This is a genomic window from Streptomyces zhihengii (assembly GCF_016919245.1).
GTDB lineage: Bacteria > Actinomycetota > Actinomycetes > Streptomycetales > Streptomycetaceae > Streptomyces > Streptomyces zhihengii.
This window is the reverse complement of sequence record NZ_JAFEJA010000002.1, coordinates 485,894-501,347: the sequence shown is the minus strand read 5'-3', so window position 1 is coordinate 501,347 and position 15,454 is coordinate 485,894. Positions and strand designations below refer to the sequence as shown.

At 74.0% G+C, this 15,454-nt stretch carries 10 protein-coding genes and 2 pseudogenes; 5 read left to right on the top strand and 7 right to left on the bottom strand.

Translation table 11 applies throughout. From position 1 onward, the window contains the following. Positions 1-240 precede the first annotated feature (240 nt). From JE024_RS30445 to JE024_RS41970, 3 genes are all read left to right on the top strand, one after another. Positions 241-1,488: a cytochrome P450 gene (locus tag JE024_RS30445; RefSeq protein WP_205377178.1), complete on the top strand. Its 1,248-nt coding sequence runs from the start codon at positions 241-243 to the stop codon at positions 1,486-1,488. A gap of 288 nt (positions 1,489-1,776) precedes the next feature. Continuing rightward, positions 1,777-2,565 carry a thioesterase II family protein gene (locus tag JE024_RS30440; protein WP_280521579.1) on the top strand — a complete coding sequence of 263 codons (789 nt, stop codon included), beginning with the start codon at positions 1,777-1,779 and terminating at the stop codon, positions 2,563-2,565. A 351-nt stretch (positions 2,566-2,916) separates the two neighbouring features. After that, positions 2,917-5,721 carry a helix-turn-helix transcriptional regulator gene (locus JE024_RS41970; protein ID WP_205377177.1) on the top strand — a complete coding sequence of 935 codons (2,805 nt, stop codon included), beginning with the start codon at positions 2,917-2,919 and terminating at the stop codon, positions 5,719-5,721. A 306-nt stretch (positions 5,722-6,027) separates the two neighbouring features. On the opposite strand, the pseudogene JE024_RS42565 reads toward JE024_RS41970, so the two are convergent. The 3 genes and pseudogenes from JE024_RS42565 to JE024_RS30425 all read right to left on the bottom strand — a co-directional run. Continuing rightward, positions 6,028-6,198: pseudogene (locus JE024_RS42565) on the bottom strand (helix-turn-helix domain-containing protein); the annotation flags it as partial. Between the two features lie 771 nt (positions 6,199-6,969). Next, positions 6,970-7,638: pseudogene (locus JE024_RS42560) on the bottom strand (ATP-binding protein); the annotation flags it as partial. 137 nt (positions 7,639-7,775) lie between these two features. Continuing rightward, entirely contained in the window at positions 7,776-8,633 is an 858-nt protein-coding gene (locus JE024_RS30425) for a metallophosphoesterase family protein (RefSeq protein WP_244883266.1), read from the bottom strand. Between the two features lie 329 nt (positions 8,634-8,962). Between JE024_RS30425 and JE024_RS30420 the strand changes: the two genes are divergently transcribed. Further along, positions 8,963-9,490, top strand: coding sequence for an EF-hand domain-containing protein (locus tag JE024_RS30420; RefSeq protein ID WP_205377174.1), 528 nt, complete (start codon positions 8,963-8,965; stop codon positions 9,488-9,490). A 67-nt stretch (positions 9,491-9,557) separates the two neighbouring features. On the opposite strand, the gene JE024_RS30415 is transcribed toward JE024_RS30420, so the two are convergent. The 4 genes from JE024_RS30415 to JE024_RS30400 all read right to left on the bottom strand — a co-directional run bounded on the left by JE024_RS30415 (position 9,558) and on the right by JE024_RS30400 (position 14,003). Beyond that, the gene (locus JE024_RS30415; RefSeq protein WP_205377173.1) at positions 9,558-10,475 is read right to left on the bottom strand and encodes a class I SAM-dependent methyltransferase; all 918 of its coding nucleotides are present in this window, start codon (positions 10,473-10,475) and stop codon (positions 9,558-9,560) included. Beyond that, on the bottom strand, positions 10,472-11,578 hold the full coding sequence (locus tag JE024_RS30410; protein ID WP_205377172.1) for an NAD(P)-dependent alcohol dehydrogenase: 1,107 nt from the start codon (positions 11,576-11,578) through the stop codon (positions 10,472-10,474). The genes JE024_RS30415 and JE024_RS30410 overlap by 4 nt, the downstream gene beginning before the upstream one ends. After that, the gene (locus JE024_RS30405) at positions 11,575-12,894 is read right to left on the bottom strand and encodes an aldehyde dehydrogenase family protein (RefSeq protein WP_244883265.1); all 1,320 of its coding nucleotides are present in this window, start codon (positions 12,892-12,894) and stop codon (positions 11,575-11,577) included. The genes JE024_RS30410 and JE024_RS30405 overlap by 4 nt, the downstream gene beginning before the upstream one ends. 347 nt (positions 12,895-13,241) lie before the next feature. Beyond that, positions 13,242-14,003 carry a (5-formylfuran-3-yl)methyl phosphate synthase gene (locus tag JE024_RS30400; RefSeq protein ID WP_205377171.1) on the bottom strand — a complete coding sequence of 254 codons (762 nt, stop codon included), beginning with the start codon at positions 14,001-14,003 and terminating at the stop codon, positions 13,242-13,244. A 227-nt stretch (positions 14,004-14,230) separates the two neighbouring features. Here JE024_RS30400 and JE024_RS30395 point away from each other — a divergent pair, with 227 nt between their 5' ends. Beyond that, the gene (locus JE024_RS30395; protein WP_205377170.1) at positions 14,231-15,442 is read left to right on the top strand and encodes a metallophosphoesterase; all 1,212 of its coding nucleotides are present in this window, start codon (positions 14,231-14,233) and stop codon (positions 15,440-15,442) included. Positions 15,443-15,454 lie beyond the last annotated feature (12 nt).

Genomic DNA, 15,454 nt, shown 5'->3' with positions numbered 1-15,454 from the left:
GACCGGCCCCCGGCACCACGGCCTTCCGTCTCCGGACCCCCGCCGGAGACGGAAGGCACTCCCCGCGGCGGGCCGCGCGCGGGAGGGCCGGACGGCGGCGGAGGCCGCCGCCGGGCGGCCTGACCTGGTGCCCCGCGCGCGGCCGGACGGCCGGGTTAGGGGTGTCCGGTAGGGGGCGATCATCAATACGTTCTCGACTGCGAGGACGCCATGGCGAGGCGGAGTGAGGAGCTGGCACCGATGCAGCCGAGCGAACGACAGATGCGCGCGCAGCTGGCCATCTTCCACGACTTCATCCGCACGCAGGCCGAGCGGGGTGATCCGTACTCCAAGGTGCTGGCCATCCCGGACGACCCGTATCCGCACTACGACGAGATACGGGCCCGGGGGCGTCTCTACCGGAGCGCCATCGGCTCCTGGGTGACCGCGGACCACAAGCTGGCGAACACGATCCTGCGGGACCGGCGGTTCGGGGTCCGCAAGGCCAACGGCGAGAAGCTCCCGGAGTTCATGAGCTTCGACAACTCGATGCTCGGCGTCGATCCGCCCGACCACACCAGGCTGCGCCGTATCGCGGCGCCGACGCTCAATCCGCGCACGGCCGACGGCTGGCGGTCCCGCATCCAGGAGATCTGCGACGAGCTGATCGACGGTCTCCTCGCCGAGGACAAGCCGTTCGACCTGATGACCACCTTCGCGCAGCAACTGCCCGTCGCGGTGATCGCCGACCTCGTCGGCATCCCGGAGCGCCATCGGGGTGCCTTCTACCGCATCAGCCGCCGGATGACGCCGCTGCTGGAGGGCGTGGTCACCTACGAGCAGACGCAGAGCACCCAGGCGGCGATCCGGGAGATCACGGAGCTGCTCGTCGACGTCGTCGCGGAGCGCAAGGCCGATCCGCAGGACGACATGATCACGCGGCTGCTGGCGCTGGTCGACGAGGGCAGCATGAGCATGGCCGAGCTGGTACCGATGGTCACCTTCGTGCCCCTGGCCGGCAGCGAGACCACCGTCAATCTCATCGGCAACGGCGTGCTGGCGCTGCTGACCCACCCGGAGCAGTGGCGGCTCCTCGTCGAGCGGCCGGAACTCGCGGCCGGCGCGGCCGAGGAGACCCTGCGCTTCGACCCGTCGGTGCAGACGTACCGGCGCATCGCGCACGAGCGGATCGAGATCGCGGGCTGGACGCTGCCCGTCGACGCCGAACTGGCGATCATGGCGGGCGGGGCCAACCGCGATCCCCAGGTCTTCCCCGACCCGAACCGGTTCGACATCACGCGGACCATCGGCGCCGACACGCTGGCGTTCTCGGCGGGCATCCACTACTGCATGGGTGCGTCGCTGGCGAAGCTGGAGGCGGAGGTCGCGTTCGCGACGCTGGCCACGCGGATGCCGGAGCTGCGCCGGGCGGGTCCGGTCCGACGCGGCGACTCGTTCATCATCCGCGGTCTGCGGGAGTTCCCGGTGGCGGCCCGTCGAGCCTTCTGAGGTGGCCGCGGACCGGGGGCGCCGGCACTCGGGGCACCGGCAGCGGACCGGCGGGGCGCCACTCCCGTCACAGCCGCACCGGGCGGTAACCCTGGTTACATCGGCGGCACCCACTTGGTCAACCCGTAATCTGCTTCTAGGGGCATACGATCGGCGTAGGGGTTGCTGGCTGGATCACACCCCCGCAAAATCGCTTTCGATCCTTCAAAAACCCACACATGAACGCGGTGTTCGGGCACAAACGCCTCGGCGCGCGCGGATTACGAACGTCACACAAAGGGGTCGGGAATGACAACTGCGCAGGATGACACCGGCTTGTGGATCCGCCGGTATCATCCGGCACCGGACAGCGCCGTCAGGCTGCTGTGCCTGCCACACGCCGGCGGCTCCGCCAGCTTCTACTTCCCGGTCTCCCGCTCCCTCTCGCCGGCCGTCGAGGTCCTGGCCGTGCAGTACCCGGGCCGTCAGGACCGGCGTTCGGAGCCGAACATCGACAATCTGCCCTCCCTCGCGCGAGCTGTCCTCGGCGCCCTCGACGGGTGCCTCGACAAGCCGCTGGCGATCTTCGGGCACAGCATGGGCGCGACGGTCGGCTTCGAGCTGGCGCGCATGCTGGAGCAGGAGCGGGGTGTGGTTCCGGCCTGGCTGTTCGCCTCCGGACGGCGAGCCCCCTCCATGCCGCGGGACGAGCGCAACCACCTCGCGTCCGACCCGGAGTTCATCAAGGAACTGCAGCGTCTGCAGGGCACCGCGGGCAACATCCTCGGCGACGAGGAGATGCTGCGCATGATCCTGCCGGCCACGCGTTCCGACTACCGGGCGGCGGAGACCTACACCTATGTGCCCGGCGAGCCGCTGAGCTGTCCCATCACCGCCTTCACGGGCGACGAGGACCCGAAGGTCACCGTCGAGGAGGCCCGGGCCTGGCAGAACCACACCAGTGCCGCCTTCGACTTCCATGTCTTCGACGGCGGGCACTTCTTCCTCACGGCGCATCAGTCCCGCCTGCTGAAAACCATGCTGGACCAGTTGCAGTCGGTGTCGTCTGGCGCGGGCCCGAACCGAAGCGGCCGCTAGCGGATCCCGGGCGGGCGGCGGCGGCCGAGGTCCCTCGGCCGGACGGCTGCCGCCCGCCGAAATCCGCGGCCGGAAGCGGCGGGAGGCGGCCGGAAGCGGCCGCGAGGACGAATTCGCCGCACGGCGAATTCCCTGATTCACCGTGGGTTCACTTTCGGGGAACCCCACGGAAACGGCGCGTTCCCGATACTTTCCGGACGTATCGAAATGCGCCCGCGTCCTAGCGCTCAATACCTCGCACCCTGCAGATCGCGGCATCGAGCCGCAGTGATTGTGCGGGCCACCACCACCATGCGTGGGGTGCGGAGGGAAAAACCGGTGGCCACAGGTGAGCTCACGGGGAGAGTGTCCATGGTCCGTGTCGAATGGGATGCCGAACTCGCGGTACTGCGCGCGTCCCTCGCCGCATGCGTCAGCGGAGCCGGAGGGTCGGTGGTCATCCGCGGCCCGGTGGGAGTGGGCAAGACCGAACTCCTCAGAAGCCTGGTGCGCGAGGCGGCCGTCGCCGGGGTCGCCCACGTCGGCGCCACCGGCTCCCAGGCCGAACAGACCATCCCGATGGGGGCGATGACCCAGATCTTCGCCGGGCTGGACCTGCGGGACGAGGAGGCCGCCCGCGCCCAGCGGCTGCTGGAGGCCGGCGCCCTCACCTCCATGCTGCAGGACGGCGGCGACGAGGCGAGGCCCCAGGTCGACGTGCCCGTGCTGCACGGTCTGACCGGCATCATCCTGGCCGCGGCCGAACGGGCGCCCCTGCTGATCGGGGTCGACGACGCCCACTTCGTGGACGCGGACTCCCTGGAGTGCCTTCGGTATCTGGTGCGCCGTATCGACCACGCGCCCGTCCTCGTCGTGCTGAACGACAACACCACCGTCCGGCCGGCGCGGCCGATGATCTGGGCCGAGCTGCTCAGCCAGCCGCACCGCCAGCTCATCCGTCTCAACATGCTGTCCCCGGTGGGCGTCGCCGCCGTGCTGCGGGCCGAGGCCGTCGACCTGCGGGACAACACCCCGGCGAGCCTGTACGAGGCGACCGGCGGCAGTCCGCTGCTGCTCATGGCCCTCGTCGAGGAGTTGCGGGCGGCGCAGGCGCGCCGGCAGGCCGGTCATCCCGAGACGTCGCTCCCGGCCTCCGGGCACATCTTCGGGCAGGCGGTGCTGAACTGCCTGATGCGCAGCGACCCGAGCCTGCTGCCGGTGGTGCGCGCCGTCGCCGCGCTGGACGAGGCGGTGCCCGTCGCCTTCCTGGCCGAGCTGCTGGACTGGACGACGTCCGCCACCGAGTGGGCCGTGGAGGCCGCCACCGAGGCGGGTCTGATCGCCGACGGCCGGCTGCGTCACCGGCGTTCCCGCGAGGTGGTGCTGGACCTGATGGAGCCCCGGGAGCGGGTCGCGCTGCACGCCCGGGTCGCCGGACTGCTCGACCAGGCGGGTGCGGCGCCGGTGCGGGTGGCACGGCACTGGGTGGCCGCGCGCCGGCCCACACCGCCCGGTTCGGTGCGGGTCCTGCTGAAGGCGGCCGAGCAGGCGCTGGCGCAGGACGACAGCGGCCTGGCCCTCGACTGTCTGCGGCTGGCCACCCGCGAGAAGACCGACCCGCGTGCCCGGGTGGGGATCGACGCCCTGCTGGCGCGGACGAAGTGGCGGCTCGACCCCGTCTTCGCCGAACACCATGTGGACAGGCTCCTGGACGCCTTCCGTTCCGGGCAGCTCTCCCCCGAGGACGCGCTGAAGCTGGTCGCTCCCCTGGAGTGGTACGGCCGGCCCGCCGAGGCGGAGGCGGTGCTGACCGGGGTCGAGGCGTCGGCCGGGGCCGGGAGGGCCGACGGTCCCTCGGTGCCGCTGTACAACGCGCGGATGGCGCTGGCGTACTGGTACCCGGGTGTGGTCGAGCCGGTGAAGGAGCCGCCGGCCGCCTCGTCGGCACGGTCCGTGACCGCGGCCGAGCCGAGGACCCTGGCGGCGGGCATCGTGCACACCGTCTACGCGTCCGGGTACACCGACGACGTCGTGGCCGACGCCAAGGCGCTGCTGCAGAGCTGCCGCCTGGAGGACTACACCCTCTACCCGATCATGATCGCGCTGGAGACGCTGGTCTTCGCGGACTGTCTGGACGCGGCGGCGTCCTGGTGCGACCGTCTGCTGAGCGAGGCGCGGCGGCGGTCGGCGCCCGCCTGGCTGGCCGTGCTCTACGGGCTGCGGGCGATGGTGAGCCAGCGTCAGGGCGACCTGGCCGCGGCGGAGCGGTACGCGCGCACCTGTCTGCGGCAGATCCCGCCCCGGGGGCTGGGCATTCTGATCGGCATCCCGCTGTCCGTCCTGATCACGACCGCGACCCGGGCGGGCGAGAACGAACAGGCGCTCAGCCATCTGAACATGGCGGTGCCGGACGCCATGTTCCAGACGACGATCGGTCTGCACTACCGGCGCGCCCGCGGCCACTACTACCTGGCGTGCGGCAGCCACGAGGCCGCGATGGAGGACTTCGAGGCCTGCGGGGACCTGATGCGCCGCTGGGGCTCGGACCTTCCCGGCCTGGTGCCGTGGCGCACCGACCTCGCCGCGGCCCGGCTGGCGGGCGGGCTCTCCGCGGGCACGCTCGCCGCCGACCAGGGGGCGCGGCTGGGCACCCAGAACGCCCGCACCCGGGGCATCACGCTGCGAGTGCTCGCCGCCTCCAGCGAGCTGCGCAGCCGGCCGCCGATCCTGCGGGAGGCGGTCGACCTGCTCCAGGCCTCCGGGGACCGGCTGGAGCTGGCCGAGACCCTGGCCGCGCTGAGCCACGCCCAGCACGCCCTCGGCGAGTACTCCCACGCCCGGGTGCTCGGCCGCCGGGCGCAGCAGTTCGCCGGTCAGGTGCTGGTGGCGCTGCCCGGGCAGCGCCAGGGTCCGCCGGAGGAGACGTGCCAGGCGAACGTCTCCCCCGGGGAGGTGTCCCCGGCGGACGATCCGGCGATCGTCGACCTCAGCGACGCGGAGCGCCGGGTCGCCTCGCTCGCCGCTCAGGGCTGCACCAACCGGGAGATCGCCAGGAAGCTGTTCGTCACGGTGAGCACCGTGGAGCAGCATCTGACGCGGGTCTACCGCAAGTTGCGGATCAACAGCCGCTCGGATCTGCCGGCCAGCCTGCTCTCGTGGGTGGGCAACTCTCCCTGACGCCGCTCTCCTCCCCTCTCCCCCTCTCCCCCGCGTTCCTGCTCCCCCGTCCCCTCGTCACGGCCCCGGTGGCCGGCCGGTTTCCGGTCGGCCACCGGGGCCGTGCCCGTCGGGCCCTGGCCCCGGTGCCGTGACCGTCGAGGCTCTGGCCCCGGGGTCGTGCCCGTCGGGCGGCCCGGCACCGGCCGGTCGTCATCCGCGGGGCGGCGGGGCTCCAGGAGGCGGGCCGCTGATCCCGGGCGGGGTGGCGAGCGGCCCCGGGGCGCAGTCCCGGGCCGGCTCCTGCGCACGGCCGCGGCAGGCGTTCAGGTGCTCGGGCAGGTCGGTGCGCCGCCTGACGTCCAGCTTCCGGTAGACCCGGGTCAGATGCTGCTCGACGGTGCTCACCGTGACGAACAGCGTTCGGGCGATCTGCCGGTTCGTGTCCCCCCGCGCGGCCAGTTCGGCGACGCGCCGTTCCGCCTCGCTGAGCACGTCGCCGTCGCCGTCACTCTCGCCGCCGCCCGGCTGCCCGCCGGTGTGACGGGTCGGCTCCGCGGCCGGGTCCGACCGGCCGTGGGACACCTGCTCCTCGGCGCCGTCCGCCCCCGCGGGCGCCGCCCACGGGGTGTCCGTCCACGCGGCGGCGCGGTGGTGACGGGCGATCTCGCCCGCCTCCGCGCCCCGTTCGTGCAGCGTCTCGCCGGCCAGCCGGTGCAGCCGCCGCCGTTCCTCGGCGGGCATGTCGGAGATGATCAGGTCCAGGATCCGCGGATGGCGCAGCCGCCCCGCCTCGGTGAGGCCGGCGCCGCGCAGCAGTCGCATCGCCGGGGCGGTGAAGTCCGGCGGGACGCCGAGGAGCCGGCCGATCAGTTCGGCGGACGCCCTCCGGTCGAGTACGGCCAGGGCGCGTGCCACCTGCCGGACGACGGGCTCGTGGCGGTAGAGGCAGCGCAGCACCGCCTGGTCGAAGGCGTCGCCGGGCACCGGCCCGTAGGTGCCGTCCCCTCCCGGGCCGCCCGCCTGCTCGTCGAGCAGGGCGCGCAGCAGGAGCGGGTTGCCGCCGGTGACGCCGAGGAGGCCGGCGGCCGTCTCGCGGGCCGAGGTTCCGCCGCGTCCCTCGGCGTCGCGCAGGACGAGCCGGGCGACGGCCTCGGCGCTGAGCAGCGGCAGGGTGTAGCGCCGGAAGGAGGGCTGGCTGAACAGCTCCGCCCTTAACAGGGGATGGGCGGGGCGCAGGGTGGTGGTCTCGGCGAGCACGATCGTGACGGGGGCGCGCCGGAACCGCCGGATCACGTACAGCAGGCAGTGGAGCGAGGCGGCGTCCGCGTGATGGAGGTCGTCCACGGCGACGGTCAGGGGGGCTGCGTCGTCCAGGCCGGTCAGCGAGGTGAACACGGCGTGCAGGACCCGTGCCCACAGGTCGTCGCCCGGGGGGAGTTCCTCGACCGCCCCGGCGGCCCGGTTGAGGCGGTCGAACGCGGTCTCGATGAGTTCGTCGGCCTGGGCGAGGGATGCGGCTTCCAGCGGCGCGCTGTGCAGGAGCTGCCAGATCACGCCCAGCGGGATGTCGCGCTCCGCGCGGGAGCCGGCGGCGCGCAGCACCCGGGCGCCCATCGCGGCCGCCCACTCGCCGAAGACCTCCAGCACCTCGGTCTTGCCGCTGCCCACGGGCCCGCTCAGGAGGGCCACTTGGCCGCGCCCCAGTTCCCGGGAGGTCCGGTACATCCGCCGCAGCCCGGCCAGTTGTTCCTCGCGTTGCACGAGCACTGTGCGTGTCAGCCTCTCCACCCGCGGCTCCGAGACCGGATGCCTCGTCGCGCGGTGTCCCCGTTGGTCAGCCTGTTCACCGGCCGGGGCAGGGTGGCGCGTGACACGCCGCTTCTGCGTCGGCCTTTCCGTCGATCTTCCCCGTCCGGTCTTTACCAAGTCTTTCATCTGTGTGTGTCGCGCGACAACGGCGGTCCGTGCATTGCCCGGACGCGGGCCGGCGGACGACTCCGGGACGCGGACCGGCGGACGTCTCCGGGGCGGCGGGCGCGGCTGCGGGAGCGGGGCGTCCGGCCGGGGTGCGGTCAGGACGGCTGCGCCACCGGCCCGGTGGGCACGGGGCGGAGCCGGGCCGGCGGCCCGGAACGGCGCCGCCACTCCCGCGGGTAGCCGACCGACACCTCCTCGAACCGCACACCGTCGTGCCAGGTGGTGCGGGGGATGTGGAGGTGGCCGTAGACGACCGCGCGGGCGTCGTAGCGCAGATGCCAGTCGGCGGTCAGGTCGGTGCCGCACCACAGGGCGAATTCGGGGTACCGCAGGATCCTGGTCGGTTCCCTGACCAGCGGGTAGTGGTTGACGAGCACGGTGGGCAGCCCGTCGCGCTCCTCGTCGAGCCGCCGTCTCGTCAGCGCGGCGCGGGCCCGGCACCAGTCGTCGCGGCGCGGGTGCGGGTCGGGGTGGAGGAAGAACTCGTCGGTGCAGACGACGCCGCGCTCCTCCGCCAGGGCCAGTGCCTCGTCCCGGGTCCGGGTGCCGGCGGGCCGCCAGCTGTAGTCGTAGCCGACGAACAGGGGCGCGATCAGGACGGGTTCGCCCCCGCCGTCCCAGACCGGGTACGGGTCCTCGGGTGTCACCACGCCGAGGCGGCGGCACAGCTCCACCAGGTGCCGGTAGCGGGCCTCGCCGCGCAGTTGCACCTCGTCGTCGCGGGGCGTCCAGAGTTCGTGGTTGCCGGGCGTCCAGATGACCTTGGCGAAGCGGCGCCGCAGCAGGTCGAGGGCCCATTCGACATCGGCGGCGTACTCGCCGACGTCGCCCGCGACGATGAGCCAGTCGCCGTCGTTCTCCGGGCGGAGCCGTTCGACGAGGGCACGGTTCTCGGCGTACACCACGTGCAGATCGCTGATCGCCAGCAGCCGGCGGACCTCGGACCCGGCCACCTGTAACCTCCCGCGCTCCCCCGACGGCCGCCCGCGGCGCATCGTGTCCCTGTCACCGGCACGGAGGCCGGGAGTCCGACGCTACCGACCGGCGGGCGTCCGGCACACCCCTAACGGGCGGCCCGCACCCCTAAGGCGCGCCCGGGGCGGGCGGTCCCGGCGGGGCCGCGGCGCCGGTGTGCGGGCTCCGGGGATGTTCGGGGACGCATCACTCCTTCCGGTACCGCGGCCGTCCCCGCCGTCACGTCCGGCGGTCCGCGGCGGTTGTGCAGGGCGCACTCATCGAGCCAGGTCCGTGATCGACGGACCGCAGGAGACAGGTGACGGACATGCGTACTGAGGCTGCCGAGCGGGCCGAACTGGTCTTCTCCCTCTTCGACGCCAACGGCAACGGAGTCCTCGACTCCGAGGACTTCGACCTGATGACGGGACGGGTCCTCGATGTGGCGGTCGACTCCGACGACGGCGCCAGGGAGGCCCTGCGGGTCTCGTTCCGCCGCTGGTGGACGAAGCTGACGGAGCTGGACGCCAACGGCGACGGGGTGATCAGCGTCGAGGAGTTCCGTCCGTTCGTGCTCGACCCCGACCGTTTCGGGACCACGATCGCCGAGTTCGCCGACGCGCTGTCCGTGCTCGGCGACCCCGACGGGGACGGACTGATCGAGCGTCCGCGGTTCGTGTCGCTGATGAAGGCGATCGGCTTCGCGGAGGACAACATCCACGCGCTCTTCGACGCGTTCGGCCCGGACGCCGAGGACCGCGTCACCGTGGCGGTGTGGGCCGACGGCATCCGGGACTACTACGCGCCGGACCTGGCCGGCATCCCGGGCGACCGGCTGGTGGGCGCCCGGGCCTGACCCGGCGGGCCCGGCCCGGGGCGCGCACGGGACGGCCGCCGTCCCGTGCCGCCGCCCGTGCGCGCCGTCAGGGCCGGAGCTTGTGCGCGAAGACCCAGCGGTTCCCCTCCAGCGCGTCGTTCGGCTCGGGGAGGGGGCCGCGCCCCAGCCGGCGGGTGAAGTCGAAGGGCGTGTGCGTCGAGGTCGACCAGCCCCTGGTCCGCAGGTCGCCCGCGGAGTCGGGGCGCGGCCCCGGGTCGAAGAGGCCGAGCAGGTCGATGCCGACCCGCTCCCGGGTCGCCGTGTAGATCGGGCTGTCGCGGTACGCCAGCAGGTCCTTCTCCAGCTTGGCCTCGAAGACCAGCGCGCTGCCCGGGGTGGTGAGCCGGTCCACCGTGTCGACGAGGTAGGTCTCGGCGGGGCCCGGCAGATAGAAGAGCAGCCCTTCGGCGAGCCACACGCTCGGGGCGGCCGGGTCGAAGCCGGCCGCGGTCAGGGCGGTCACCCAGTCGTCGCGCAGGTCGACGGGGACGGTGGTGCGCCGCGCCTTCGGGGCGGCCGGGAGCCGGGTGAGCACCCGCTGCTTGAAGTCGAGCACACCCGGCCGGTCGACCTCGAAGACGACGCAGTCGGGCGGCAGGTCCAGCCGGAAGGCCCGGGTGTCCAAGCCGGCTCCCAGCAGCACCACCTGTCGGGCGCCGGCACCGAGGGAGCGGACGAGGAAGTCGTCGAGGACGCGCGTCCGCAGGCCGAAGTAGCGGGCGAACCGCCCCCACAGCGGATCGGCGTCGCCGTCGGGCACCTGCTCGATGCGCACCGGCCAGTCGGCGCAGGCCCCGGCCGCGCGCACGAAGTGTTCGGCGTAGGCGTCGCGGGCGAGGCTGTCGTGGCGGTGGGTCTCGATCGCCCGCGCGGCGGCGACCAGCAGGGCGGTCAGTCCCACGCCCGCCTCCACGCCGTCCGTGCCGGGGCGTCGCGGGTCGCGGGTGGCGGTCGTTTCACTCATCGGTCTCCTCTTTCCGGCAGCAGGACGGGCTTGACCACGCGTCCGGCTTCGCAGTCGCGTTCGGCCTCGTTGACGTCGGCCAGCGGATAGGTGCGGATCAGTTCGTCGAAGGGGAGACGGCCGGCTCGCCACAGGCCGATCAGCCGGGGTACCAGCAGTCCGGGCACGGCGTCCCCTTCGCAGATGTGCCGGATGCCGCGGCCCCGGTCGAGCGTGCCCACCTCGAGCGCCAGCGGGGTGTTCAGGCGTGCCACGAGACCGAGGGTCCCGGTGGGACGCAGCGCGCGGAGCGCGTCGTTGATCAGCGGGGCGGAGGCCGTGGTGTCCAGGGCGTACTGCGCGCCGCCGTCGGTGCGGCGGCGGATGCGCTCGGCGAGTCCGGCTTTTGACGCGGACAGCGGGACGGCGCCGAACCGTTCGGCCAGCTCCAGTCGGGCGGGGCGGGTGTCGACGGCGACGGTCCGGACGCCGGCGGCGGTGGCCGCCATCACGGCGGCCAGGCCCACCGCCCCGGCGCCGAGTACGGCGAGGGTGTCGCCGGGGCCGGCGCGGAAGGTGTTGAGCACGGCTCCGGCGCCGGTGAGGACGGAGCAGCCGAGCGGTCCGAGGAGTTCGAGCGGCAGGGCGGGGTCGACCGGGACGGCGTTGCGCGCGGTGACGAGGGCGTAGGCGGCGAAGGAGGACTGGCCGAAGAACCGGGGGGCCAGCGCTCCCCCGGTGGCGTCGGTGAGGCGCCGCGGGTGCTCGTCGCGGCCTCCGAAGAGGTTGAGGGAGGCGAAGGAGTCGCAGTGGGCGGGGGCCGCGCCGCGGCAGTTCCGGCACCGCCCGCAGGAGTCGAAGCTGAGCACGACGTGGTCGCCGACGGCGACGGCGCCGTCCGGGCCGTCGCCCGATGCCACGACGACTCCGGCGCCCTCGTGGCCGAGGACCGCCGGGAGCGGGGTGCGGCCGGCGGACCGCCGGACGGCGAGATCGGTCCGGCACATGCCGCACCCGGCGATCTCGACGAGGATCTCGCCCGGGGCGGGCCCGGCGCCCAGGACGACCTCCTCGACCGTGAACGGGGTGTCGGGGGAACGGAGCACGGCGGCCCGGAACTTCATCGTCCGTCCTCCTCGGGCCGGTGGACGACGAAGGGCCGGAGGTTGCCGTAGAGGCCCCAGGGGCCGCCCGCGACGCCGACGCCGCTGTCGCCCGTGCCCGCGAAGGGCTGGGCGAGGGAGAGTTCGGCGTGGTGGTTGATCCAGACCGTGCCGCAGGAGAGCCGGTCGGCCGTCGCCGCCGCCCGGTCGGGATCGGTGCCCCACACGGAGCCGCCCAGTCCGAAGCCGGTGCCGTTGGCCGCGTCGACGGCTTCGTCGAGGTGCCGGTACGGCAGCACCGGCAGGACAGGTCCGAACTGCTCGCCGGTCACGACCGGTTCGCCGGGAGGGACGTCGGTGAGGACGGTGGGCGCGAAGAAGTGGCCCGGCCCGTCGAGCCGCCGGCCGCCGGCCGGCGCCCGGGCGCCGGCCGCCAGGGCCCGCCGGGTGAGCTCTTCGACCCGGGCCAGTTGGGGGGCGTTGTTGACCGGCCCGATGCGGGTGTCCTGGTCCAGGCCGTGTCCGACGACGACGGACCTCGCGCGCTGAGCGAGCGCCTCGACGACCCCGGCGTGCAGCCGGGCCGGTGCGTAGACGCGTTTGACCGCCATGCAGACCTGCCCGCAGTTGCGGAACGCGGCCCAGAACAGCCGGTCCGCGATCCGCTCCACGTCGACGTCGTCCATCAGGATCGCCGCGTCGTTGCCGCCCAGTTCGAGGGTGACGCGGGCCAGCGAGGCGGCCGCCGCCCCGGCGACGGCCCGCCCGGTCGGCACCGAGCCGGTGAAGGTGACGTGGCGGATGCCCGGGTGTGCGGCGAGGCGGGCGCCGAGGGGTTCCCGGCCGGTGACGACGGTCAGCACGCCCTCGGGCAGCACTCCGGCGAGTACGGCACCGAGCAGCCGGGTGGCGAGGGGCGTGCAGGGGGACGGTTTGAGGACCACGGTGTTGCCGGCCGCCAGGGCGGGTGCGAACTTCGCCGCCGCGAGCTGGAGGGGGAAGTTCCACGGCACGATCGCGGCGACGGGGCCGAGCGGGCGCCAGCGGATCTCGCTGTGCACGGGCCTGCCGTCGTCGATGCGGGTGGTGGTGGGCGTCAGTCCGGCGAAGTAGCGCAGGCGGGCCGCCGTACGGGCGACCTCCGCACGGGACTCGGCCAGCGGCTTGCCCTGTTCCCGGGTGAGCAGTGGAGCGAGGTCGTCGCCGGCGGCCTCCACCGCGTCGGCGGCGGCGAGCAGTGCGGTGGTGCGGGCGGCCGGGTCGGCGCGCCAGCCCGTCCAGGCCCGGTGGGCCCGGTCGACGACGGCGTCCAGTTCCTCCGGCCGCTGGTCGGGCACCTCGCCGACGGTGTCCCCGGTGGCGGGGTCGGCGACGGTGAGGCGAGCGGCACGGCGGTCGTCCGAGGCGGGCCGCGCGGCACGGCGGTCGTTCGAGGCCGGGCGGGTGCTTCGGTCGCCGTCGGGGGCGGCGGGGCGCCCGGTCCGATGGCGGTCCGGGGCGACGGGGCGGGCGGTTCGGTCGTCGTCGGCGACGGGGCGGGCGGTTCGGTCGTCGTCGCCGACGGGGCAGGCGGTTCGGTCGTCGTCGGGGGCGGGGCAGGTGGTTCGGTCGTCGTCGCCGACGGGGCGGGCGGTTCGGTCGTCGTCGCCGACGGGGCCGGCTTCCGGTGCCGGCGTCCCGGTGGTCAGCTGACGGCCGTGACGTCGGCGGCGGCGGCGTGCTCGCGGGCCTGCCGGTCCATCTCCGCCCGGAAGGCCGCGATCAGATGCGGCTGGATCCTGCCGGCGTTGCGGTCACCGCCGGCGCAGACCGCTCCGCGCACACCCACGATGTCCGTGCCGATGCGGGTCAGCGGGCCGAGGTCGGCCTGCCGGACGCTGCCCGCGAGGGCGGCGAGCAGCCCTCGGGCGTGGGCGCGGCGGACGAACTCGGCGCAGGCGTCGGGCGGGACGTGGTCGAAGAGCCGCGAGCCGTCCTTGATCGCGGTGTCCAGCATGGCCGCGTCGGCGCCGGCGCGGGCGGCGATGTCGGGCAGGGCGAGCGGATTGACGCAGCCGACGCGGTGGGCGTCGGCGTAGCCGGAGGCGACGACCAGCGCGTCCGTGCGGTGGTCCTTCACCGCCCGGACGACGGCCCGCATGACCTCGGTGCCCTGTTCGGGAGTGGTGCATCCGTAGAGGCCGACCTTGATGTAGGTCGCGCCGGAGACGGCCGCGCCGAGGGCGGCCTGGGCCACCGTGCCGGGCTTGTAGGGCACGTCGCCCACGGTGGCGGACACGGGCGTGTCCGCCGGTACCGCTTCGCGGATCTCCCGGATGACCCAGGGGAAGTTGGCGCCGAGCGAGCCCTCGTCGGGCTTCTTCACGTCGACGATGTCGAGGTGCTCCGCCGCCTTCGCGCAGTCGAGGGCCTCCTCGACGCCGTCCGGGGAGATGAGAAGCAACACCGTGAACTCCTTCCGCCGCGGTCCGCCCGGCCGGGGGCAGGTGGCCGCGGATCACTGGTCCATGTGCGGTGTGCTCATCATTTCCGCCGCCCGTGCGGGCCGGTAGAGCGTGCGGGAACCCCCGGACGGCGCGCGTGCGTATGCCCATGACCTGGTGTGCACCGGCGTGAACGGGGGCGGACAATGGGCTGTCCGAGTGACCGCCGCGCAGGACCCCAGGGGGAAGCGTGACCGAGACGAGCAGTTCCCGACCCGCCGCCGGTGCGCAGGAGGCGCCACCGAGCCGGCTGCACCGCCTGATGCGCTGGGTCCCCCTGGTCGCGCCCGTCCTGCTGTGGGCGGTGCCGTGCTGGGTGCTTCTGCACACCGGTCAGCACTGGCCCGGCGCCGTCGCGCCGGTCGGCACCGCGCTGTTCGTCCTCGGTCTGGTCGTCATGCCGCTCGCGATGGTCCGCGGCCACGGCCGGCGCCAGCAGGACGGGGCGGCGATCGTCGGTGACACCCTGCTGGGCGCGATCTGGGTGCTGTTCACCTGGTCCGTGCTGCTCGGTGCGCTGCTGCGTGCCGCCCTGGCGCTGACCGGCACGGGTGACGGGCAGGACCGGGCGCGCATCGTCACCTGGGCCGTCCTCGGCACGGCCGCGGTGCTGCTCGCCTGGGGATACGCCGAGGCCCGGCGGGTGCCGCGGGTGCGCCGTCTCGACGTCGAACTCCCCCGGCTGGGCGCCGCCCTGGACGGCACCCGGGTGGTCCTGATCACCGACACCCATTACGGTCCGCTCGACCGCGCCCGCTGGTCGGCCAGGGTCTGCGAGACGGTGAACGGCCTGGAGGCCGACCTGGTCTGCCACACCGGCGACATCGCGGACGGCACGGCGCGGCGCCGTCGCGCCCAGGCCGCCCCGCTGGGCACCGTGCGGGCGGCCCGCGCCCGGGTCTACGTCACCGGCAACCACGAGTACTACAGCGAGGCGCAGGGCTGGGTCGACCTGATGGACGAGCTGGGCTGGGAGCCGCTGCGCAACCGGCATCTGCTGCTGGAACGCGGCGGTGACACCCTCGTGGTCGCCGGTGTCGACGACGTCACGGCCCAATCGTCCGGGCTGGCGGGCCACGGCGCCGATCTCGGTGGCGCCCTCGACGGCGCCGACCCCGGTCATCCCGTGCTGCTCCTCGCCCACCAGCCCGCCTTCGTCGACCGGGCGGCGGCCGGCGGCGTCGACCTCCAGCTCTCCGGCCACACCCACGGCGGCCAGATCTGGCCGTTCCACCACCTGGTCCGCCTCGACCAGCCGGCCGTCGCCGGCCTCAGCCGCCACGGCGCCCGCACCCTGCTCTACACCAGCCGCGGCACCGGGTTCTGGGGCCCGCCGTTCCGCGTCTTCGCCCCCAGCGAGATCACCCTGCTGGTGCTGCGCTCCCCGCGCCGGGCGGCCTGAGAAGCGGTCGGG